Annotated in this window: 27 protein-coding genes and 3 pseudogenes; 28 read left to right on the top strand and 2 right to left on the bottom strand. The window is 57.2% G+C overall.

The genetic code is table 11. The features are described 5' to 3' along the window. From MOMUL_RS16640 to MOMUL_RS09355, 22 genes and pseudogenes are all read left to right on the top strand, one after another. Positions 1 to 352, top strand: a pseudogene (locus MOMUL_RS16640) (hypothetical protein); the annotation flags it as partial. A 313-nt stretch (positions 353 to 665) separates the two neighbouring features. Continuing rightward, the gene (locus MOMUL_RS16635; protein ID WP_161484993.1) at positions 666 to 953 is read left to right on the top strand and encodes a hypothetical protein; all 288 of its coding nucleotides are present in this window, start codon (positions 666 to 668) and stop codon (positions 951 to 953) included. Positions 954 to 990: 37 nt separating this feature from the next. Next, positions 991 to 1,368: a hypothetical protein gene (locus MOMUL_RS09445; protein WP_153018336.1), complete on the top strand. Its 378-nt coding sequence runs from the start codon at positions 991 to 993 to the stop codon at positions 1,366 to 1,368. A 432-nt stretch (positions 1,369 to 1,800) separates the two neighbouring features. Next, positions 1,801 to 2,169 carry a hypothetical protein gene (locus tag MOMUL_RS09440; RefSeq protein WP_062284411.1) on the top strand — a complete coding sequence of 123 codons (369 nt, stop codon included), beginning with the start codon at positions 1,801 to 1,803 and terminating at the stop codon, positions 2,167 to 2,169. Between the two features lie 80 nt (positions 2,170 to 2,249). Continuing rightward, the gene (locus MOMUL_RS09435; RefSeq protein WP_153018335.1) at positions 2,250 to 2,522 is read left to right on the top strand and encodes a hypothetical protein; all 273 of its coding nucleotides are present in this window, start codon (positions 2,250 to 2,252) and stop codon (positions 2,520 to 2,522) included. A 115-nt stretch (positions 2,523 to 2,637) separates the two neighbouring features. Further along, positions 2,638 to 3,060: a hypothetical protein gene (locus MOMUL_RS09430; protein ID WP_062284408.1), complete on the top strand. Its 423-nt coding sequence runs from the start codon at positions 2,638 to 2,640 to the stop codon at positions 3,058 to 3,060. An 88-nt stretch (positions 3,061 to 3,148) separates the two neighbouring features. After that, on the top strand, positions 3,149 to 3,274 hold the full coding sequence (locus MOMUL_RS17545) for a hypothetical protein (RefSeq protein ID WP_269085203.1): 126 nt from the start codon (positions 3,149 to 3,151) through the stop codon (positions 3,272 to 3,274). Between the two features lie 71 nt (positions 3,275 to 3,345). Continuing rightward, positions 3,346 to 3,621, top strand: a complete 276-nt coding sequence (locus MOMUL_RS09425) for a BrnT family toxin (RefSeq protein WP_062284406.1) — start codon at positions 3,346 to 3,348, stop codon at positions 3,619 to 3,621. A gap of 4 nt (positions 3,622 to 3,625) precedes the next feature. Further along, complete coding sequence (locus tag MOMUL_RS09420) at positions 3,626 to 3,928, top strand: CopG family antitoxin (RefSeq protein WP_062284405.1); 303 nt, start codon at positions 3,626 to 3,628, stop codon at positions 3,926 to 3,928. Positions 3,929 to 3,932: 4 nt separating this feature from the next. Then, complete coding sequence (locus MOMUL_RS09415) at positions 3,933 to 4,223, top strand: DUF2442 domain-containing protein (protein ID WP_062284403.1); 291 nt, start codon at positions 3,933 to 3,935, stop codon at positions 4,221 to 4,223. Positions 4,224 to 4,460: 237 nt separating this feature from the next. Continuing rightward, positions 4,461 to 6,038 (top strand): IS21 family transposase, encoded by a 1,578-nt coding sequence (istA, locus tag MOMUL_RS09410; RefSeq protein WP_062284431.1) that lies wholly within the window; start codon positions 4,461 to 4,463, stop codon positions 6,036 to 6,038. Beyond that, positions 6,035 to 6,814 carry an IS21-like element helper ATPase IstB gene (istB, locus tag MOMUL_RS09405; RefSeq protein WP_062284401.1) on the top strand — a complete coding sequence of 260 codons (780 nt, stop codon included), beginning with the start codon at positions 6,035 to 6,037 and terminating at the stop codon, positions 6,812 to 6,814. The genes istA and istB overlap by 4 nt, the downstream gene beginning before the upstream one ends. A 300-nt stretch (positions 6,815 to 7,114) precedes the next feature. Beyond that, complete coding sequence (locus tag MOMUL_RS09400; protein ID WP_062284400.1) at positions 7,115 to 7,504, top strand: response regulator; 390 nt, start codon at positions 7,115 to 7,117, stop codon at positions 7,502 to 7,504. 3 nt (positions 7,505 to 7,507) lie between these two features. Beyond that, positions 7,508 to 8,335, top strand: coding sequence for a GGDEF domain-containing protein (locus MOMUL_RS09395; protein ID WP_062284398.1), 828 nt, complete (start codon positions 7,508 to 7,510; stop codon positions 8,333 to 8,335). 74 nt (positions 8,336 to 8,409) lie between these two features. Beyond that, positions 8,410 to 8,472 carry a hypothetical protein gene (locus tag MOMUL_RS17870; protein ID WP_407937690.1) on the top strand — a complete coding sequence of 21 codons (63 nt, stop codon included), beginning with the start codon at positions 8,410 to 8,412 and terminating at the stop codon, positions 8,470 to 8,472. A gap of 153 nt (positions 8,473 to 8,625) precedes the next feature. Continuing rightward, positions 8,626 to 9,504: a tyrosine-type recombinase/integrase gene (locus tag MOMUL_RS09385; RefSeq protein ID WP_062284395.1), complete on the top strand. Its 879-nt coding sequence runs from the start codon at positions 8,626 to 8,628 to the stop codon at positions 9,502 to 9,504. Then, positions 9,501 to 9,902: a hypothetical protein gene (locus tag MOMUL_RS09380; protein ID WP_169802188.1), complete on the top strand. Its 402-nt coding sequence runs from the start codon at positions 9,501 to 9,503 to the stop codon at positions 9,900 to 9,902. The genes MOMUL_RS09385 and MOMUL_RS09380 overlap by 4 nt, the downstream gene beginning before the upstream one ends. Positions 9,903 to 10,088: 186 nt before the next feature. Further along, complete coding sequence (locus MOMUL_RS09375) at positions 10,089 to 10,274, top strand: hypothetical protein (RefSeq protein ID WP_062284392.1); 186 nt, start codon at positions 10,089 to 10,091, stop codon at positions 10,272 to 10,274. Beyond that, positions 10,271 to 11,821: a recombinase family protein gene (locus MOMUL_RS09370; protein ID WP_062284390.1), complete on the top strand. Its 1,551-nt coding sequence runs from the start codon at positions 10,271 to 10,273 to the stop codon at positions 11,819 to 11,821. The genes MOMUL_RS09375 and MOMUL_RS09370 overlap by 4 nt, the downstream gene beginning before the upstream one ends. A 19-nt stretch (positions 11,822 to 11,840) precedes the next feature. Beyond that, positions 11,841 to 12,416: pseudogene (locus MOMUL_RS09365) on the top strand (DNA polymerase domain-containing protein); the annotation flags it as partial. An 89-nt stretch (positions 12,417 to 12,505) separates the two neighbouring features. Beyond that, a complete protein-coding gene (locus MOMUL_RS09360; RefSeq protein ID WP_062284388.1) occupies positions 12,506 to 12,997 on the top strand; it encodes a cation:proton antiporter regulatory subunit in 492 nt (163 codons plus the stop codon). Between the two features lie 2 nt (positions 12,998 to 12,999). Next, on the top strand, positions 13,000 to 14,232 hold the full coding sequence (locus MOMUL_RS09355; protein WP_062284386.1) for a cation:proton antiporter: 1,233 nt from the start codon (positions 13,000 to 13,002) through the stop codon (positions 14,230 to 14,232). 168 nt (positions 14,233 to 14,400) lie between these two features. On the opposite strand, the gene MOMUL_RS09350 is transcribed toward MOMUL_RS09355, so the two are convergent. Continuing rightward, entirely contained in the window at positions 14,401 to 14,820 is a 420-nt protein-coding gene (locus MOMUL_RS09350) for a cell wall hydrolase (RefSeq protein ID WP_062284385.1), read from the bottom strand. A gap of 225 nt (positions 14,821 to 15,045) precedes the next feature. Between MOMUL_RS09350 and MOMUL_RS09345 the strand changes: the two genes are divergently transcribed. The 3 genes and pseudogenes from MOMUL_RS09345 to MOMUL_RS17325 all read left to right on the top strand — a co-directional run. Continuing rightward, on the top strand, positions 15,046 to 15,645 hold the full coding sequence (locus MOMUL_RS09345) for a hypothetical protein (protein WP_062284383.1): 600 nt from the start codon (positions 15,046 to 15,048) through the stop codon (positions 15,643 to 15,645). Positions 15,646 to 15,780: 135 nt separating this feature from the next. Further along, positions 15,781 to 16,596, top strand: a complete 816-nt coding sequence (locus tag MOMUL_RS09340; RefSeq protein ID WP_062284382.1) for a DNA adenine methylase — start codon at positions 15,781 to 15,783, stop codon at positions 16,594 to 16,596. A gap of 55 nt (positions 16,597 to 16,651) precedes the next feature. Continuing rightward, positions 16,652 to 16,855 (top strand): annotated as a pseudogene (locus tag MOMUL_RS17325) (IS256 family transposase); the annotation flags it as partial. A 122-nt stretch (positions 16,856 to 16,977) separates the two neighbouring features. Here the strand turns inward: MOMUL_RS17325 and MOMUL_RS09335 are convergent. Then, entirely contained in the window at positions 16,978 to 17,568 is a 591-nt protein-coding gene (locus MOMUL_RS09335) for a hypothetical protein (RefSeq protein ID WP_153018334.1), read from the bottom strand. Between the two features lie 102 nt (positions 17,569 to 17,670). Between MOMUL_RS09335 and MOMUL_RS09330 the strand changes: the two genes are divergently transcribed. The 3 genes from MOMUL_RS09330 to ligD all read left to right on the top strand — a co-directional run bounded on the left by MOMUL_RS09330 (position 17,671) and on the right by ligD (position 20,030). Then, positions 17,671 to 18,069 carry a Uma2 family endonuclease gene (locus MOMUL_RS09330; RefSeq protein ID WP_084785568.1) on the top strand — a complete coding sequence of 133 codons (399 nt, stop codon included), beginning with the start codon at positions 17,671 to 17,673 and terminating at the stop codon, positions 18,067 to 18,069. 177 nt (positions 18,070 to 18,246) lie between these two features. After that, positions 18,247 to 19,080, top strand: a complete 834-nt coding sequence (ku, locus tag MOMUL_RS09325; RefSeq protein WP_062284429.1) for a non-homologous end joining protein Ku — start codon at positions 18,247 to 18,249, stop codon at positions 19,078 to 19,080. A gap of 44 nt (positions 19,081 to 19,124) precedes the next feature. Further along, positions 19,125 to 20,030: a non-homologous end-joining DNA ligase gene (gene ligD / locus MOMUL_RS09320; protein ID WP_153018338.1), complete on the top strand. Its 906-nt coding sequence runs from the start codon at positions 19,125 to 19,127 to the stop codon at positions 20,028 to 20,030. Positions 20,031 to 20,085 lie beyond the last annotated feature (55 nt).

Genomic DNA, 20,085 nt, shown 5'->3' with positions numbered 1-20,085 from the left:
CGCCCCTTCCCCCGCCCTGGCCGCCGCCCTGGGCCTGAAGCCCGGCCGCCTGGCGAAGGCGCTGCGGCATTTGCGGGGGGCGGGGTACGCTTACCCGGTCCGGCACGGCGGGGTCGAGTTCTGGTGCGTTGACGGCTCCAGACCCGGCCCCGGCCAGGAGGCCCTGGCGTGGTTCGCGGCGAGGCTGGAGGAAGCCGGAGGAAGGTACGAGGGCGGCATCGTCCGTTTCCCCGGCGGGCAGGAATTTCCGGTGAAAGTCCTGGACGGCGTGGTGGCGGTAGGGAAGTGGGCGGCCCGGCTGGAAGACCTGCGGGTTAAGCCTCTGCGGGAATGCCTGCGGGCCGTCAGGTAGATTTTCTGCCTCCTCACGGCGGGATTACAGGTTGTAAAAAATTTCACAATCTCGCCTCTGACGGCGGTGAAGCAAAAATTTAAAGAAAAAGCGGGTTAAACGCTTATTTTCTTCAGACAGCCCCTGTCGTTTGGTGCAAGCGGCCCGCTTTGGCGAAAGGTAGGGAACTATTCGCCTGGAGGCAAAAGCCCCTCAGAAGCCGAATACGTGGCTCCAGGGGGGCGATACGAGGCGAAACAGTATCGGGCGAGGGCGGGGCACAGACCCGGCGGGGAGCCTGCGGCGGCCCGCTTATCCTGCAGCCCCCGTCACGGTGCTTGACTGTTCCGACGGAACGAGGTATAATCCAATTAAACATAATTTTCCTTCCCGCTCACGGAGCGGCAAGGCGTCCCTGACAGGGGACGCAGGTTTTCCCCGGCGCGGCCGGGCGAGGCGGCTGACGACGGCCGCAGGTTTCCCGCCCTTACGGTGTGGCGGCGAGGCCCTGGTTTTAGCGGGGGCGAAAAATGAATACGTGGGAGTTAACCCGTGTCTTTTTATAGGCACGGGTTTTGTTTTTAAGAGTGAGCGGGGCACCGTCTCTAGGGCGTTGTCTTAATTTTACCGGGAGGTGAGTGGTAGTGCGAGGGCAAAAAGTGGTGGAACTGGAGACGCTGCGTGAGACCTTGCGGGAAGCCCAGGAAGAGGGCAGGCCGGTGGTGGACGTCGTCTGTCGGCTTAAGGAGATGGGAATTCTTCATGAATGTCCCCACGACGTAGACGAGAGCCCTGTGGATCGCTATGATCGTGAGTGGCTCGGGTTCGTGAAGCACGAGCCGCGGTACGGAAAGCCGAAATACGGGTGGCTAAAAGTCTTCGTGCCGGTAGTGAAGGTGAACGGCGGTACGGTCGCGTGGTACTCCGACATAACCAGCCCGGCCAAGCTGCTGACCAAACTGATCGAGAGATACCGTGAAAAGAACAGCAAGGTTGTAGAAGAAGTGTTGCCGTTGGTAGAAAAGCGGACACCGTGAGAGAGGCCCGGCCCTAGGGCGGTTAATCCCCGTGATCCGGGCTTATTTAGTTGACTGACCGATAACGGCGGGCCGTCTCCCCCGGCCCGCGCTTCCAAACCACCGGAGAAGGAGGTGGAGGAGGCGCGGGACAGGGGGAACCCGCGCCTGAGAGCGTATGCCGCTGGGCGAACTTGCGCTGGCGGTCCTGGCCGCCACCCTGGCCCGGCTCGGCCTCTGGCTGGCCCTGGCCGGGCGCGGGAAACTCTAACTGGGCCGTTAAACACCAGGATTCCCGGCGCGGTCCTTCCGGCGGCCGCGCTGAAGGCGTGGGGCCGTGAGGCGGCCCCGCAGATCATCACTCCGAACGGAGGTGATCGCGCGGGGCCGCCCTCAGCCGGAGAGGCGCCGGCCCCGCGCCTTGCGATGAGAGTTAACGCTGCAAGCGTAAACGTGGAAGCGCAGGATCGGGAGTGGTCCTGGTTCGAAGACCTGGCGGCCGTCTTTGCGGCCGCGCGGGTGGCCGCGGGAAAGGCCTGCACGGCCGCCTGGAGGTTCGCCTGGTACGACTCTCCGGCCAGGATGAAATGGGCGGAACGGCAGGCGGCAGGTTTCGGCAACGAGGCCGACAGGACGTTCGCCTTGCTGCTCCTTTCGGCCGCATTGGCGGCCCTGTCGCTCGCAGCGGCTGCGACGGCGGCCGTTTTCGGCGGCCTCTGGCTTCTGGCCTGGGCGGCCGAGCGGCTGGCCGGACGGCTGGCCGCCGGAAGGGACGCCGGCGGGGCCGTGCGCGGCTTCCCGAAAGCGGGGGAGGTCGCATGACCCGGATCCCGGTCGGCAGAATTTACCACGAACCGCTTTCCCGGTTCGGCCGCGCTGTCGCGGACGGGGACGTCTACATCGTGCCGAAATGGAAGGCGCGGGAGATAATCCGCCAACAAAGCCGCGCCGGGCTGGAACGCCTGGTGCGGGCCATCGAGTGCGATATCGACGAGCTGACCTGGGACCTGGATGCCGTTTCCGACCCGGAAAAGGCCGCCCGCGTCCGGCGAGCCATCGCCGATTTACAGGCCGCCCTGGGCTTTGCCGAAGAGCGGCTGGCCCGGTGGGAACGGCTGGGCGCCAGGGGCAAGGTGGCCGTGCTGGGCGGCGGGAAGCCTGCAGCGGTTTCCTGACGGCTTGCCTTCACCTATCCCTTTAAAGGCTGTTGAGAACTTTAACCAGGGAGCGCGAAGCTGGCGGGCCGCTGGGGCCCGCCATTGTACAAGCAAATGAAAGGAGAGACCGCCGATGTTCGATAAACTCGCCGAGAGACTGAGCCAGTCGGAGACCGGCCTGGCCGCCTTGACGAACCTGCTCGCGGCCATGGTCCAGGCCGGGCGGGACACCGCAGCCCTGGAGGCGGCGATCGCGAGGGCGCTGGGCGCGGGGCCTGAAGAAGCGGGCCAGCCTGACAGGCAGGCCCAGCCAGCTCAACCCGCCCAGGACGACAGCGGTTTGGAAACCGGGATATTCCACGTCCTGGAGGCTCGGGAGAGCAGGCCCGGCGTGGTCAGGGCCTATTGCCAGGCGGAGGGCGGCGGCAAGCAGGCCGTCTTCGCCAAGAACGGCAATTCCCGGGCACTGGCCGGGGCGGTAGGCAAACAGGTGATGGTCAAATACCGGCGGGGAGATAAGGGCTTGATCGCCGTGGAAGTGCGCCCGGTCGCATGACCGGGCCGTTTTTTATTGACGGTCCTGGAGGCCAGGCCGGGCAGCTCGCCCGGTACTGTCAGGGCCTGCTGCGAAGGGGGAAGGGAAGGTGCCCGTCTATGGTAAAAACGGTGCCGGTGAGGCCCTTGCCGGGGCCGTGGGTAAGAAGGTCCAAGTTAGGTACCGCCACGGAAACAAAGGGTTAATTGCCGTAGAAGTCAACCCGGTTTTGTAGTTGACAAGGCCAAACAGGAGCGGATTGACATTGGCACGACGGAAAGACTATACTAAAAGAGGGTGCGGCGAGTGCTAAAGATAAAGGGCTTTAAGTGGGATGCATGGAATATTGGTCATATTGCCAAACATGGAGTGCGACCCGAAGAAGCCGAAGAAGTGTTTTTTAATGAGCCACTTTTCCGGAGGGGGCGCGGCGGAACTTACACGGCGCTGGGCCCTACGGACGACGGGCGGCTGCTGACGGTAATATACGCCGTCAGGCCGGGCGGCGAGGTCTACGTGGTGACCGCCCGCGATGTGGACCGCAAGGAAAGGCGGCTCTACCGCCGCGAAAGGAGGCACTGAGGCAGTGAAGACAGAAAAGACATTGCCGGAATTCAAGAATGAACAGGAGATGGCCGAATTCTGGGATAACCACAGCGTGGCGGACTACTGGGACCAGCTTGAGCCGGAAGAGGTCGAGCTGGCCCCGGAGCTGGCGGCAAAGGCTGCTGAGCGGCAGAAGACCAAACGCATTACCTTACGCTTGCGGGTTTCTCAGATTGAAACGGCTAAAGAAATTGCGAGGAAGAAGGACATCCCTTATCAGACCCTCATGCGGTCGTGGATCGCTCAGGGGATAGAGCGTGAGCTGGCCGGAGGGGAGAGGTAGGCGGATGCCCGGCGAAAGTATCGAGAGCATGGGCCATGAGGTCCGCAGCGCGTATCCCGTTGGGAACCACCACCTGATCCTGGAATTTGAAACCGGGGAGTACCGGGTGGTGGACATCCGCCCCTTTATAAAGGGGCCGGTATTCGAACCCCTGAAAGACCCGGCGTTTTTCAGGCAGGTGAAGGCGGACCCCGAATCGAGGACGGTAGCGTGGCCCAACGGGGCGGACATTTGCCCGGACGTGCTGTACGCCGAGAGCGTCCCGCTCGAGCTGCCGAAGGAAATTGGCGCGTAGAGCAAAAGGATGAGCGACCTTTCGTGGGCGGCCTGTCTTCCCAGGCCGCTCTTCGTTTATACGGGCCAACGACCGGCCCGCCAGGACCGTTCTACAAAAGGGAGGAGCTAAAGTTGACCGGCGAAAAAAGTTGTTTATGATAGCCTAATAGTATACCACCATAGTCATTGAAAAGTACCCCACCCTAAGATAAACTCACTGACGTAGGCCACTACGGAAGTGAGGTAAATGGGGGATATGATTAACTTGCTGCAGAAACAGGAACTCATTTTAAAATACTACCGGGAAGGAGAATCCCAGCGGAGAATTTCCAAACAGACAGGCATCTCCCGAAAAACCATTCGCAAATACATCAACCAGTACGAAAAGAGGAGGGCAGAATTACTTGACACCCAGGAAGGGGCAGATAATCGCGCCCTCATCGAGGCCATTATCGAAGCCCCCAAATACACGGTAGGAGAACGACCCAAACGCAAACTAACCGAGGAGATGGTCCAAAAGATCCAGGCCTACCTGGATGAAAACGAGGAGAAGAAAAAGAGAGGCCAAGGCAAGCAGCAGAAAAAGCCCATGGATATCTATGAAGCTCTCCGAGCAGAGGATTTCGACATCAGCTACAGCACGGTTTTACGTACGGTCCGCAGTTTAGTCCAGCAACCGCAGGAAGCCTTTATCAAAGCCGTTTACCAGCCGGGGGAGGTTTGTGAATTCGACTGGGGGGAAGTCAAGCTAACCATCGGTGGTAGACTGCAGGTTTTGCAAATGGCTGTCTTCACCTCGGCTTACGGCAATTACCGCTGGGCTTACCTTTTTACCAAGCAAGTCACCGAATGCTTCCAGGAGGCGCACGCCCTCTTTTTTGCCCACCTTGGCGGTGTGTACCAGAGAATGGTCTATGACAACATGAAGGTGGCCGTCAAACGCTTCGTGGGCACGGAAAAGGAACCGACCCAGGCCCTACTCCAACTATCCCTTTACTACGGTTTTGCCTTCCGCTTCTGCAATATCCGCAGCGGCAATGAGAAGGGCCATGTGGAGCGGAGCGTGGAAGTAGTGCGCCGTAAAGCCTTCGCCTTCCGTGACACCTTTGCCACTCTGGAAGAAGCCAATCGTTATCTTCTGGAGGCTTGCCAGCGAGGCAATCACAAAGAGCAGACGGCCTATGGCGGCCAGAGTGCGGTATGCCGCCTGGCCGAGGAACGAGCCTATCTGTTGCCCTCCCTACCCCCCTTTGACGCCGCTAGAACCCGCCAGGCCCGGGTCGACAAGTACGCCACCGTCGTCGTCGACCAGAACCATTATTCCGTCCCTGATGTCTATGTCGGCAAAGTGGTATTAGTGAAGGTCTACTCCGGATGCGTCCAGTGTTTTTATGAAGGCAGCCAAGTGGCCGAACATCCCCGCCTCACCGGCAGCCGCGAGTGGTCAATGCAGCTGGCCCATTACCTTACGACCCTAAAGAAAAAGCCTGGTGCCCTGGCCGGAAGTCAGGCCCTGCAACAGGCAGACAAGAAACTCCAAAGTATTTACCACACCTATTATAGCAAACGGGAGAAAGAATTCATAGAGCTGCTGCAGTATTTACAGGAAGACGGCAGCTTGAGCGAGGTGGAGAAGAGCATCCAGGAATTGAGCCAAATTCACCCGGAACATGTAAGTACCGCCAAGATCAAGATCCTGTGTGCTAAAAGGAAGGAAACCCCGTATGCCCCTGCTATAGCTTCGGAGGAAACCCGGGCCATTGCGGACGAAGCCCGGCGCCACTTGAAGCAGTACGGCGAACTGCTCCAAAAAGCGGAGGTGGCCAGCGCATGAGTGTCACCCCTCGCCAAAAATGGCACCAACTTATCATGGCTGCGGCCAAAGAGCTTAAACTCCCCATGATCCGCCAGCACCTGGAGGAACAGGTGACGGAGGCGATGCAAAAAGACGCCAGTTACGAAGAATTCCTGGCTTTATTACTACAACAGGAGTGGGACGCCCGTAAGGAATCAGCCCGCTACAACCGGATCCGGCGGGCCGAATTTACCCACAAAAAGTACCTAGAGAGTCTTAGCGTTGGCGACCTGCCACCGGATGCGCAAAAAAAGTTAAAATTACTCAAGAGCCTGGCCTTTATCCAGGAAGGGAGAAATGTGATTTTAGCTGGTAATGCAGGGACTGGCAAGACGCATATTGCCATTGGCCTAGGGATCCAGGCCTGCCTGGAAGGCTACAAGGTGTGGTTTACCACCGTGCCTTTACTGGTGAATCAAATCAAGGAGTGTCGGTCGGCCCAAACCCTACGCGCCTTCCAAAACCGGTTTGAAAAATATGATCTGGTCATCGCTGATGAGATGGGGTATATCTCCTTCGACAGAGAAGGGGCAGAATTGCTTTTCACCCATCTGTCCTTGCGGGCCGGACGCAAAGCCACTATTATCACCACCAACCTCTCCTTTGAGCGTTGGGGGGAAATATTTCAAGACCCGGTGATGACGGCCGCCATGATTGACCGCTTGACCCATCAGGCCTATATCGTGAATATGAACGGCAATTCCTATCGCATGAAGGAGACCAAGGAGTGGTTGGAGCAGCAAAAATTAAGTTAAATAGCTTGTGCTTTTTGGTTCAATGTGGGGTACTTTTAAATGACGATCTGGGGGAATTTTGAGTTGACAAATACAGGGACGTGTAAATAGGTCTCCACTTACCGGAACCCCAAAAAATCTGGCTGCAGAAATGGAGGTCCCAGAGGAAAAGAGTATCTAGCGTCGAATCCTCAAAGATAAGAACCTTCCGCCCCGACGCCACTCCTGACCTCACCCCCGCCCACAGCCTGCACAGGGGCGACACCGGGACGAGTACCGCAAAAAGGTGAAAGAAAATGCCACAACTCGCCGTCAAAAACCGTGCTCCTGGTGGAAGGGTCGACCCTCGCCAGGCTGACCTACAAGGCCGCGCTGGAGGGGAGAGGCTACGCCATGGAGGAGACCGGCACGGGCCGCGAGGCCCTGGCAAAAGCCGTCTCCGCGGTGTACGCCGCCGTGGTGCTGAACCTCCGCCTCCGGGAGATGAGCGGCCTGGGCCTGCTGGAGACCATCAGGGCCATGCCCGGTTACCGGACGGTGCCAGTCATCGTCCTGGCCGGCGGGGACGACGCCGCCCTGGGCAGGTGGGCCGTGGAGCGGGAGAAAACGCGAGCTGCCTGCTCGAACCCTTCGGGGCTGAAGACGTGGCACTTTTGGTGGACAAGCTTATTCGCCACAGCCCAGAACGATAAAGCACGATTGAGGAGATAAATAGTGGCACTGGAAAAGATCCAAGTTGTAGACTGGTTGCGTGTAGCCTGCAAGGCCAGCAAGCTCTTCATCTACTTGGCCTCACTAGCCTGGCTGGCGTGGTTCGCCCGCAGGCCGAAGCCGGGCTGCCCGCGGAGGGGCCTGGCGGCGATGCTGACGGGAATGGTGGTAGCGGTGGCCGGGCTGTCCGTAGATCTTCTGGGGGAATTTTTCAGGCTGCCCGTGGTGTTAAAAAGAGTGGCTGCCGAACTCGTGCTCTTCAACGCCGGGACCCTCCTGGTCGCCTGGTCGGTGGCCCTTGTGCTCACGGAGCTGGCCCGGGCCTCGTGCAGGTACCAGCACGAGGCCGAGCGGGACCCGCTCACCGGCCTGTACAACAGGAGGGCATTCTTCAGTGCCGCGGAGCGCGCGTTTGCAAAGGCCCGGTCGTCGGGCCGCACCCCCGCCGTGGCCGTCCTCGACCTGGACGGGATGAAGGCGATCAACGACACCTTCGGCCACCAGTGCGGCGACGAGGCACTGAGGCAGGCCGCGAGGGCCGTCCAGAAGAGCGTCAGGGAGGGCGACGTGGTGGCCCGCTACGGCGGCGACGAGTTCGTCGTCCTCTTCCCCAGCAAGGGGCCGCGGGAGGAGACCTTGCGGTCCAGGCTGGACAAACACCTGAAGGCGGTGTGCTTCTCGGGTGAGGAGATACCCTTAAGCCTCTCGGTGGGGCTGGCCCGGTTCCCGGCGGACGGGGAGAGCGTGGACGCCCTGCTCGCCGTGGCCGACGCCAGGATGTACGCCGATAAAGAGGCCAAGAAGAACAGCAAAGGAAGCTATCGGGTGTAGGGGAAGCCGTACCGCAGAAGAACCAGTGGCGGACACGATTTCCTTGTTTTTTTGCCAATGCGGAGGCTGAAAAAGTGAATGTTCTCTACCGCCGCAAAGACGGCCAGTACGGACTTATTGAACCAGAGTTCGATTAAAGGGAGAGTCCCGAACCCTACCCCTACGAATTTACTGTCGGCAGCCCCCGGGAAGAGCAAAAAGCTCTCCCGGGGGCTCCTGCGTTTTAAGGACAGGAAAGGCCAACTCCAAAGCCCCAAAAACGTAATTCCGCACAGAAAGGAGCGATTGCCGTGACCGAAACCTTCGACCGCTACCTCTCCTACCTCAAAGAAACCGACGCATCCACCCACACCCTTTCCGGCTACCGCAAAGACCTCCAGGCCTTCGCCCGGTGGTACGGCGAAACGTGCGGGGAGGAACTGGAGCCGGAAAAAATAACCAGCATCGACCTCCGCGAGTACCAGTCCTGGATGCGGAACGTGAGAAACCTCAAACCCAACACGGTCAACCGCAGGATGAAGGCCCTAAAGTCCTGGCTCTCCTGGTGCGTCAAAGAAGGCCTGGCCCCCAGGCTGCCGGACTTCCCCAGGGGCGTGCCGGAAGCCAGGGGCGCGCCGGAGGCCCTGGACAGGGCCGAAGTCAACAGGCTCCTGCGGGAGGTGGAGAAGGAAGGGAACGCCAGGGACGCCGCCCTGGTGAGGCTCATGCTCTCCTGCGGGCTGAGGGTGTCCGAAGCCGTCTCATTAAGGCTGGAGGACGTGGACATAGGCGAGAGACGAGGGGTCATAACCGTGAGGAGCGGCAAAGGGGGGAAATACCGGGAAGTACCCGTGCCGCCCGCCGCAAGGAAGGCCCTCCGGGAGTGGCTAGCCGTGAGGGGGAAGAAGCACCCCCGGTCCCCGTGGCTCTTCCCCGGGGTCGCGGACGAAAAGCACCTCACCCCCGGGGCCGCCTGGCGGGTGGTGAAAAAGTACGCCTGGAAGGCCAGGATACCCGACCTGCACCCCCACACCTTAAGGCACACCTGCGCCACCAACATGCTGCGGGCCGGGGCGAACCTGGTGGAAGTGGCATCTGTCCTGGGGCACGCCAGGCTGGACACCACGGCGGTCTACACAAAGCCGTCCATGGCCGAGCTGGCCCGGGCGGCGGAAAGGGGGGAAGTATGATGTATGACAAGCCGACCGCCATCGAAAGGCTCTTGAACGCGGTCATTGCAGGGAGCTTCTCCCTGGGCGGGGGCTTCTTCCTGGTGGACTTCAAGGCGTTCAAGACGCTACCCTTGAGCGAGCGGCAACTTGCGGCCCTGGCCCTGGCTGTCGTCCTCTCCCTCGTGCTGGCGGGCGCGCCGGCCGGGTGGCTGGCGAGAGGCTTCGCCTGGAGGACCATGCTCCCCTTCGGGCTGGCCTGCGCCGGGGCCTACCTCACGCCGGCGCTGGCATGGTTCGCGGGCCTGGAACCGGCCTGGCCTTTCTGCTGGCCGGCGGCGTTCGCCCTGGCCTTCGCGGGAAGCTGGGCCGGGCTGGGGCTGGGGCTGCTCCTGGGGCGGAGGCGCCGGGCACAGTAAATAAAGCCCTGCGGCAGGGCACGTATTTACGTTCTGAGAGGAATTTTCACACATACTCCCATGGTGGCTGTACGTTGGCGGCCGGCGGAACGTGGGCGCGGGAAAAATTTTTTCCCGTGCCTTTTTATTTTTTTTAGAAGGGAAGGGTAAGCCCCAAAAAAAGCGAAATAAAAGAGGGGGATGGAGATGTACACCAAAAGAAGGCCCCGGGGGGAGATTAGACCCCGGGAAGCGAAGGGGGCGACGGTAGTGCGCGTAGTGTACGCCCAGCCCGGAGAGGCGCGGCGTGAGGAAGCCTACAGGTTGCTGGCCCGTTACTTTTGGGAACAGCAAACGAATAGGCGGGCCGAAGCGGGGGGCGATCCCAGATGAGGGTGGGCATATATGTGCGGGTGAGCACAGAGGAACAGGCCAGGCACGGGTACAGCGCCCCGGAGCAGGAAGAAGCGGGCAGGAAGAGGGCGCGTGAGCTCGCCGCCCCGGGCGAACCCGTGGAGGTCTACGTTTTTGCCGACCTGGGATATTCGGGGGCCAGCCTGGATAGGCCTAAACTGGCCGAGCTGCGGCAGTGGGTCCGGGAAGGCCGGATCGACGTCTTGATCATCCGCGACATGGACAGGCTCTCCCGAAAGCTGGCCCACCAGCTGCTGCTCACCGAGGAGTTCGAGAAGGCGGGAGTAAAGCTGGAGTTTCTGGACGGCGAATGGAAAGACACCCCGGAAGGCAGGCTTTTCGGGTCCATCAAAGGGGCCTTCGGCGAATACGAACGTGAGAAAATTAGGGAGCGGATGATGCGGTGCAAGCTCCAGAAAGCCCGGATGGGCGGACTGCCGACTTTCCAGGAGCCCTACGGGTACCGCCAGGAAAACGGGAAACTCGTGGAAAATCCGGCCGAAGCCGAGGTCGTCAGGCTGATATATACCTGGTTCACCACGGAAGACGTAGGCCCAGGCGCCATAGCCGAGAGACTGGCCGAACAGGGAGTGCCGTCGCCGCAGGGCTTTCCGTTCTGGCACCGCTCCGAGGTCAAAAGGGTGCTGGCGAACCCCGCCTACCGTGGCACGTTGATCTACAACCGCACCAGGTGGGAAAAACAGGGCAACGCGAAAAAGAAAGTGGGGCGGCGGGACGCCTCCGAGTGGGTATATATTCAGGTCCCCCCGCTGGTGGACGAGGTCACGTGGGAACGGGCGCAGGAAAAGCTGGCCGAGGCGCGGCGGAAGTATTCCGGCTGGTCGAAAGAAAACTACCTGCTTTCAGGGATAATTACCTGCGTGGACTGCGGTAACCCTATGCACGGGATATGCCACAAGAGAAAATCCGGGAAAAAAGACAGGTACTACACGTGCAGCCGGGACTACACCGACCCGCAGAAGCGCGGGTGTAGACCCCGGAGGCTCGCCCGCGCGGACGAGATCGAAAGCGCCGTCTGGGGGCTGGTGACCTCCTGGCTGAACGACCCGGACGCCCTCGCCGCGAAAATAAGAGAAGGCGCGGCGCAGGAAGACCTCCAGGGCGACCTCGCTCGGATAGAAAAGCACCTCGCCGATTTGAGGCGGGGGCGGAACAACCTTCTCCGCGCCCTGGCGGCGGGCCTGACGGACCTCGACGGGGAGACGAAAGGGATGCTCCAGGAACTCAAGGCCCGGGAACGGCAGCTGGAGGCCAGGAAGAGAGAGACGGAAGCGGCCTTGCGGAAAGCGGCCGCGGAAGGGGCCAGGGTGGAAGACGTGTGCCGTGCGGCGCGGGAATGCCTGGAGCAGATCGACAAGTTGACCTTCGAGCAGAAGCGCAGCCTGGTCAGGACCCTCGTGCGCCAGGTAGCCGTGAGCGGGAGAAACGGTGAATTGCGCGTGACGGTGTACGCGGCCTTTACCCCGGCGGCCGAAGTGGTGTCGGTCGGGCCAGGAGCGGAATGAAGGCTCGCTAACATCTGTTGGATGTATTGAGGTCCATGCCTGGCTCTCCCGCGCCGGCCGCCTGGAATACCCGGATATCGCTGTCATGGATCTCGATCCTGCGAGAGGGGCGACCTTTGCTGATGTGCTGGAAATCGCCCTCCTGGTCAACCAGGCTTTAAAGGAATTCCACCTCATTGGTTACCCCAAAACTTCAGGCGCCAGCGGCCTGCATATTTTCATTCCCCTTTATCCCCGCTGGACCTTCCGGGAAGTCACGGCTGCCATGGGCTACCTGGCGCAGCTCATTGTCCAGGTTTACCCCCGCAAAGCCACCACCGAACACCTTATCCAAAAGCGCCGGGGTAAAGTCTACCTGGATTACCTGCAGAATGTGCGGGGGCGGTCCATGGCCTTTCCGTACAGCCTGCGGCCCCTGCCCGGGGCCCCGGTTTCCACCCCGCTGACCTGGGAAGAAGTGGCGGAAAAGAAGATTGCCCCCGGAGATTTTAACATCCATACCATCCGGGGCCGGCTGGAGAGGTACGGCGACCTGTACCGGGACCTCCTGGAGCGCCCCAATGATTTAACACCCCTGTTAGAGCTGGCCATATAAAGCGGCAGGGAATGCTTAGCTTTAGCAAATGGAAGGTTTATGTTAAAATGAAATAAACCGCGGTGAATTATAAGCAAGGGGGAAGTTACATGTCGATAAAGGAAACCGAGCTCCCCGGTATCGGCAAAAAATTCCAAATAGAGACTCGCAGCGGGGATAAGATGGTCATCGTCGTGCATGATGATGGCCGGCGGGAAATTTACCATTTTGATAATAATGACCTGGAGGAAAGCATCTCCATGGTCACCCTGGACGACACGGAAGCGCGCTGTGTGGCAGGTATTCTCGGCGGTATGGCCTACGTGCCAAAAGCACTGGAAACGGTTGAAATGGCCCTGGATGACATGGTTTTTGAATGGTATAAAGTGGAGAAGGATGCCCAAGCAATAGGGAAAACTATCGGGGATTTGGATATCCGCAAGAAAACTGGCGCTGCCATTATAGCTATAATTAAAAAAGACGAAAAAGTCCTCAACCCGGGATCGGAAGAAATCATCACCCCGGGAGCAACCATTGTAGTTTTAGGGGACAGGAAACAGGTAAAGGCGTGTAAAGAGCTGATTTTGCACGGGGGCATATAGTTATGCCCGAACAGGTGCTCCTTGAAATCGGGCTGGCATTAGCTATCGTAGCTTTTGCCGGAATCCTTGCCGCCAGGTTCCGCATTTCTATTGTACCGCTCTTGATCCTTGCCGGTATGGTTGTAGGCCCCCATGCGCCGGTAATCGGCATCCTGGATTTTCGCTTTATTAAAAGCGCGCCTTTAATAGATTTTATGGGGCGGGTAGGGATACTCTTTCTCCTTTTCAGCCTCGGTCTGGAGTTTTCCGTCGGGAGATTATTAAAGGCAGGCCGTTCTATACTGGTGGGCGGGTCCATCTATATGGCCATAAATTTTACCCTGGGCATGGTTCTACCTATAATTTGGGGTTGGCCGTTGCGGGAAACCCTGGTGGTAGCCGGGCTTATTTCTATTTCTTCAAGCGCCATCGTTGCCAAGGTTCTGGTTGACCTAAAGCGAACGGCACGGCCGGAAACCGAGATGATCCTGGGGCTTATGTTATTCCAGGACGTATTCGTAGCAGTGTATCTATCCATCATTTCCGGTCTGGTCCTTACAGGTTCGGCCTCACCGCCGAGCGTGTTGAAATCTACCTCCCTTGCCCTGGGATTTATGCTGGGCTTAATCCTCGCCGGCCGCAAACTGGCACCGTTAATTAACAGGCTGTTTAACGTTCCTTCCGATGAAGTTTTTATGCTCATGGTCTTCGCTTTCCTCACCCTGGTAGCCGGTTTTTCCGAGACTATCCATGTGGCGGAAGCTATTGGCGCCCTGCTGGTGGGTTTAATTTTGGCCGAGACAGACCATCTCGACCGCATCGAGCATATTGTCGTGCCGTTCCGTGATTTTTTCGGCGCTCTGTTTTTTTTCAGCTTCGGTTTGAGCATCGACCCTTTAACCCTGGGAGGTGCCGTCGGGCCGGTCCTGGCTGCCGTTGCGGCAACATTAATTGGTAATTTTCTTGCCGGTATTATTGCCGGGCGGATGGCCGGTTATTCGTACCGGGGCTGTACCAATATCGGGCTTACCATTACCCCCCGCGGGGAATTCTCCATCATTCTCGCCAATCTGGCGAAGACCGGCGGGTTACTGCCGGTGCTACAACCCTTCGCAGCCTTATATGTGTTGCTCCTGGCCATTCTAGGGCCCTTGCTGACAAAGGAATCCAAGTGGATATACAGCCAGCTGGCGCGCATCTTTGGCTGGCCTGCCTTGCAAGAAAAAGGCAAGGTCAGACAAGGAATGCAGATTTAAAAACCCGCAGGCAGACGAGGGGTCACTGCAGCCTCGGTTGGCGAGGCACCACACACAGTATTAATTTTTCTGGAACCTTCTAGATATCAAGCGCGGTAGTTGCCGCAACGAAGCTCTGCTTCTGGCCCCCTTCGGCAAGTACTACGGCACCCTTAAAGGTGAGGGTTGCTAAACGACAAAGAGGTGATTGCCGGAAACCAATTTGACCTTTTTGCTTCTTATCCACTGGTTATCCGTGAGCTGCGGGTTATAGAAAAAGAGGACGCCATTAGTCGGATCAACACCTTCCAGGGCTTTTGTCGCAGCTTTAACGGCGTCCTCATTGGGAGCCTTCACACTGCCAGCCAGCCTGTTATTGCCCACCGATTCAAACTGGCCGGGTTCCATAATCACCGCGTAGATTGTGTCAGTAAAGTCGGGGTGGCGCACACGATTAACCACGACGGCGCCGACGGCAATCATGCCTTCCAGCGGTTCTGCCTCCGCTTCGGCCTGAATTAACCTGGCCAACAATAACAGGTCTTCTTTGGTCGCCGGAATAATAAACGATGTTTTATCATGGGATTTATGTTGCGGGGCAGCCGTCATTTTTGTTCCCCTTTCCTTATTATTTTATTATTTGCGCAGGTTATTATTGATAGTTGCTATCATAATCTATGTTCCTGACAATTAGAGGGTACCGTTGAAAAGCAGTGATTACCGTGCCAAAGAAGCCTGATCCTGGGGTCAGGTAGTAATAACCCCGGCGGAACAAAACGGCTGCGTCAGCGTCTATCATTAATAGGAAGCCGGGATTTGCAGGGAGGTATCTCAATGAGGAAAGGATTAGTATTGCTGCTGACGGTTGTTTTGTCCATGTTGCTGGTCGCCTGTGGTGTGGGGGAGACAGCTCCGCCGACAAACAATAATGAGGTATCGGCCAGGCCTAATGAATCGCAGCCCGACACCAGAGAAGGGGATAACCTGCAAACAAACATCATCGGCGTATATGGCGGGCAAACAGAAGAGGAAGCAGCTGTAATTATTATCGACGAGGGCATATCGTTCCCCAGCAACATTAACCCTGTCACATTTGCATTATCCAGGGAAATAAAAGCGAGCGGTATTATATCAAAACTGGTCATCGGTGACAGGGTTAGCTTTGACTGCTCCTTTGCCGGCGGGATATGGGAAATTAAAAGGATAGCAAAGCTGGAAGCGCCCCGTAAGACTGTCAGCGCTGTTTTCAAGGGCTGGATCGATAATAACATGTTCGAAGCAATGGTAGAGGGGCAACCTACTCCATTCTGGGTAACCAAAGAAGTCAAGCCGGAGTTAAAGGAGAAGGATCCGGAAACCGGCGCAGAGATGGAGTTGACCTACTATGTGGACGGTTACGGCCGCCTGGTGCTGACGGAGGTTAAGTTTAAATGAGCTGCCATGGCCACCCGGAATTAAACCCAGTGCTGGGCAAGCTTTACCCGTCACCGCTACCAGGACTGTTCAGGAAGGAATTTGACTCCGGGGAGCGAATATTTTGCTAGAGGCTAACCCTGGAGGCAACAGCTGATGTTAGAATTGAAACCTAAGCCTCCTGTAAAATGGGCTGGGGGCAAAGCCCGGCTCATACCACAATTTGAGCCATTATTTCCCAAAAAGAAATATGGTCTTTATATAGAGCCTTTCGTTGGGGGCGGGGCTGTTTTTTTTCATTTACTGCCTCCTGAGGCTATACTTCTCGACAACAACGACGAGCTGATAAACTTTTACCTGGTAGTACGTGATAATTTAGATGAACTCCTGAACGACCTTAAAAAGCATAAAAACACCCCTGAGTATTATTACTCCGTCCGGGCTTTAGACCCGGAGCATCTTTCCCCGGTAGAGCGGGCCTCCCGGTTTTTGTATCTTAATAAAACCGGTTATAACGGCCTGTGGCGGGTGAACAGCCGGGGCAAGCATAACGTGCCTTTCGGGAGATATAAAAATCCTAAAATAGTGGACGAAACTAACCTCCGCCTGGTCAGAGGGGCTTTAAGTCATGCCCGGGTGATCGGCGCTGACTTTAGCCGGGCACTGGACTTTGCCCGCGGGGATGCCTTTGTGTACCTGGACCCACCTTATTACCCAGTATCGGATACGGCCAACTTTACCGGCTACACATCGGATGCTTTCGGGATTGATGACCAGAAGCACCTGGCAGAAGTGTTTCGAGAGCTGGATAAAAGGGGCTGCCTGGTAATGTTAAGCAATTCCGACACGCCCTTTATACGGGAGCTGTACTCGGGATATGATATCCAGGTAGTCTACGCCAGGCGGGCTATTAACTGCAGGCCGGAAAGGCGAGGACCGATAACGGAACTTGTCATCCGGAATTACAGGTGAGGATATTTATAGAACTATTACGTCCAATCCATTTACCTGGGTCAAGGCCTTTACCGTTGAGGGCTATCACCGACAACTGAGAAAGGTTACTAAAACTAAAACGGCTTATCCTTTAGAGGAGGCTTTAAGAAAAATCGTCTATCTGGCCACCCTCGATATTGCCAGAAAATAGACTATACCGATAAGAGATTGGGGCAAATGCCTCCCCCAACTGGTAATCTATTTTGATGAAAGATTGACAGCAAGAATGACTATTTAACTGGCTTGCAAGGGAATATTAACTGAGAAAGTTGTTGGGGCTCTGCCACCAAATCCTGAGGTTTATCGCTTTAGTTCTCTTTGCCATTTACACAAAATGATTTACACTCCCTAGTAGCGTATTCAGCTACCTTCTTTCAGGCTGGAGAAAAATTGATCGAGTTCGCGTACGGCCCTGTGACCTGTCTCCCATAGATTACTTTTCTCTCCCTCAGTGTTAAACAATGCATTTTCGCAAAAGGCCTCCACAATTCTGAGGTCTTCAATAACTTTTTTCCATTGCTTTGTATAATTACCCAGATCTTTGGCGTCCACTGTTGTCAGTTTATATCTCTCTGACCGGAGAGCGGTCCATCCCCGTTCAAGGACTTGAATAACGTAGGAAATATCGTTGGACTGGTACCAGGCAACGGGTTGAATTTTATCCAATCTATCTTCCAGCCGTATCCGGCTGATTGTTGCTATCGCTCCTTCAGCCAGAGCCAGGCCAGTTCCAACTTGAGATTTGGCATCAGAGCCGGAAGCGGAAACTACCTGCTCAATACCCTCTATAATTTCCTCCAGGCTACTATGCAGAATACGCCATGTTGTTTCCTTAAAAGCGTTTCTCATCTCTGTATTTAGCGTATTTAAATGTATAACTTCTTTTATGAGAAAAGCTGATATTACTACCATAAGGATAAAAATTCCTGGAGTAAATGACCATCTATTCACCCATCATCCCCCCGATTTTACACTTTACCCAGGTCTTTAACCATCGGGGCTACTGTTATTTCTTTGGTTGTTTTATTCATGTTAACAATCCCTGTATAAGACATGCTGGGTTTTCGTGTCATTATCCCAGTGCTATATAAACCATCTCCTTCCCTGCCGGAGCAGGATGGGCATTCTCAACTAGCCGTCAAATTGTTTGTCCCGGACAATGGCTTCTTCACTCTACCCATTATAGAAGAAAAACGTATCAACGGCGCCCCGGACCTGGTGGCGGAGATACTCTCCCCCAGTACGGGTTATTACGACCTGCGCAGCAAGTACAAGGTCTATGAAAAGAAAGGCGTCAGGGAATATTGGATTGTCGATCCCCAACATAAATCAGTGCAGGTTTTTTGCCGGCAGGAAGGAAAAGTTGTCCTCGATCAGGAAGCCGAGCAGCAGGGTACGATTAGGTCGCGGGTGATAGGCGGCTTTGCCGTAGAAATAGAAAATATCTTCTAATACCGGCCCGGGGGCCGGATTTTATTTTAAGCACGGTGCCGGCAGCCATGGAACTGGCTCACACCGGCGTATTGCCTGCCTGCCGGGGGGAGATACTACAGGCAAAGCCCGGGGCGCCAGGGATGCTGGTGCCGGGAGCGGCCCGGGATACTGCTGGAAAACCTCGAGGTGAAAACCGTGCGTCCCCTCTGGAAAGGCGCCATCAGCTTCGGCCTGGTCAATGTGCCGGTAAAACTCTATAAAGCCACCGAAAGCAGCGATCTCAAATTCAACTACCTGCATGCCAGGTGCAGGACGCCCATCCAGTACCGGAAATACTGCCCCTTCTGCCAGGTAGAGGTTCCCCCGGAGGAGATCGTCCGGGGTTACGAATACGAAAAGGGGAAATATGTAATTTTGCAGGAGGAAGACCTGGAAGGAATTCCTCAAGAGGCGACCAGGAGTATTAACATCCTCGACTTTGTCGACTTGGAGGAGATTGACCCCATTTATTTTGACAGGGCTTATTACCTGGTGCCAGGCGAGATGGGGCAGAAAGCCTATGCCCTGCTGCGGCAGGCCATGGAGACTACGGGAAAAATCGCCATAGCCAGGGTAAGTTTAAGGACCAGGGAATCCCTGGCGGCGGTAAGGGTTTCCGGCAGGACCCTGGTAATGCACACCATGTTTTACCCCCGGGAGGTCAGGACGGCAGAACAGCTGCCGGAATTAAACTTTGAGGTCAAGCTCCATGAAAATGAGGTCAAAATGGCCGTCACCCTGATTAACAACCTGGCGGCCCGGTTTGATCCGGAGAAATATACCGACGCGTACCGGCAGGCCCTCCTGGAGATTATCGAAGCTAAAGTCGCCGGTGAAGAGGTGGCGGTACCGGCGCGGCCCGCAGCAGGTAAGGTGGTCGACTTGATGGAAGCCCTGAAGGCCAGCATTGAGCTGGCCAAAAAGGAAAAGGCCGCAGGTGCCGGGGATGAAGAAGCAAAGAAACCCCGCCGGCGGCGCAAGACATCATGATGGGGGAGAATGGCGGCCGGCTTCCGGTATTTCAAATTAAGCCCATGCTGGCCGTGGCTGGCCGTCCCTTTGATTCCCCCGACTTTATTTATGAGGTGAAATGGGACGGCTACCGCTGCCTGGCTTACCTCGACCGGAAAACCGTCCTCCAGTCCCGCAACCTCCTGGACATCACCCCGGCCTTTCCCGAACTGGCCGGCCTGTACCACCGGGTCGGGATGCAGCCGGCGGTCCTGGACGGGGAGATTGTCGTCCCAGGAGAGAAAGGCCGGCCCTCCTTCAGCCGCCTCCAGGCGCGGGGGAGACTGGCCGACCCCCTGAAAATCCGGCAGGCCGCCCTGCAAACACCGGCCGTTTTTGTCGCCTTCGATCTCCTCTACTGCCGGGGCGAAAACATCATGCCCCAACCCCTGCATTGGCGCAAGGGGTTGCTCCAGGAAGCCGTGCAGCCGGGGGACAACCTGGTTATCTCCAGCTTTATTGAGACCCACGGCACCACCTTCTTTGCGGCCTGCGCCAGGCAGGGCTTGGAGGGAGTCATGGCCAAGGCCAAAGAGAGCCCCTACCTTCCCGGCCGGCGTTCCTCCCACTGGCGCAAAATCCGGCATATCCGCCAGGGGGAATTTATTATTGTGGGGTACGAGCCCGGGACCGGCGGGCGACGTTTAGGTGCCCTCATCCTGGGCACCTACCGGCAGGGGCGCCTGGCCTACCGGGGCAAGGTGGGCACCGGCTTTGACCGGGAGGAAGAACAGATGTTGCTGGGGGAGTTAAAAAAACTCAAGGAGGTGCCGCCGCCCTTCGGAGAACCCGTGCCGGGCCTGACCCGGCCCCGCTGGGTGGAACCGCGCCTGGTCTGTACCGTGGAGTACCTGGAACAGACGCCGGACGGCCGCCTGCGTCACCCCAGTTACCGTGGCTTGCGGTGGGACAAGGAGCCGGGCGAATAAAAAAGAAAGGGCTAATAAATGGCTGGTATTGGTGCACAATAATTATCGTGAGTAC

Source organism: Moorella mulderi DSM 14980 (genome assembly GCF_001594015.1).
GTDB lineage: Bacteria > Bacillota > DSM-521 > Neomoorellales > Neomoorellaceae > Neomoorella > Neomoorella mulderi.
Note: the sequence above shows the minus strand (reverse complement) of the source record. Positions and strands in the feature narration are given on the sequence as shown.

Excerpts from the sequence above, each read along its gene's own strand:
- MOMUL_RS09350 (WP_062284385.1), bottom strand. The coding sequence starts at position 14,820 with ATGACGGCTGCCCCGCAACATAAATCCCATGATAAAACATCGTTTATT.
- MOMUL_RS09380 (WP_169802188.1), top strand. The coding sequence starts at position 9,501 with ATGATGTATGACAAGCCGACCGCCATCGAAAGGCTCTTGAACGCGGTC.
- MOMUL_RS09345 (WP_062284383.1), top strand. The coding sequence starts at position 15,046 with ATGAGGAAAGGATTAGTATTGCTGCTGACGGTTGTTTTGTCCATGTTG.
- MOMUL_RS09415 (WP_062284403.1), top strand. The coding sequence starts at position 3,933 with ATGCCCGGCGAAAGTATCGAGAGCATGGGCCATGAGGTCCGCAGCGCG.
- istA (WP_062284431.1), top strand. The coding sequence starts at position 4,461 with ATGATTAACTTGCTGCAGAAACAGGAACTCATTTTAAAATACTACCGG.
- ligD (WP_153018338.1), top strand. The coding sequence starts at position 19,125 with ATGCTGGCCGTGGCTGGCCGTCCCTTTGATTCCCCCGACTTTATTTAT.
- MOMUL_RS09370 (WP_062284390.1), top strand. The coding sequence starts at position 10,271 with ATGAGGGTGGGCATATATGTGCGGGTGAGCACAGAGGAACAGGCCAGG.
- MOMUL_RS09330 (WP_084785568.1), top strand. The coding sequence starts at position 17,671 with ATGCTGGGTTTTCGTGTCATTATCCCAGTGCTATATAAACCATCTCCT.
- MOMUL_RS09355 (WP_062284386.1), top strand. The coding sequence starts at position 13,000 with ATGCCCGAACAGGTGCTCCTTGAAATCGGGCTGGCATTAGCTATCGTA.
- MOMUL_RS09360 (WP_062284388.1), top strand. The coding sequence starts at position 12,506 with ATGTCGATAAAGGAAACCGAGCTCCCCGGTATCGGCAAAAAATTCCAA.
- MOMUL_RS09340 (WP_062284382.1), top strand. The coding sequence starts at position 15,781 with ATGTTAGAATTGAAACCTAAGCCTCCTGTAAAATGGGCTGGGGGCAAA.
- MOMUL_RS09375 (WP_062284392.1), top strand. The coding sequence starts at position 10,089 with ATGTACACCAAAAGAAGGCCCCGGGGGGAGATTAGACCCCGGGAAGCG.
- MOMUL_RS09430 (WP_062284408.1), top strand. The coding sequence starts at position 2,638 with ATGTTCGATAAACTCGCCGAGAGACTGAGCCAGTCGGAGACCGGCCTG.
- istB (WP_062284401.1), top strand. The coding sequence starts at position 6,035 with ATGAGTGTCACCCCTCGCCAAAAATGGCACCAACTTATCATGGCTGCG.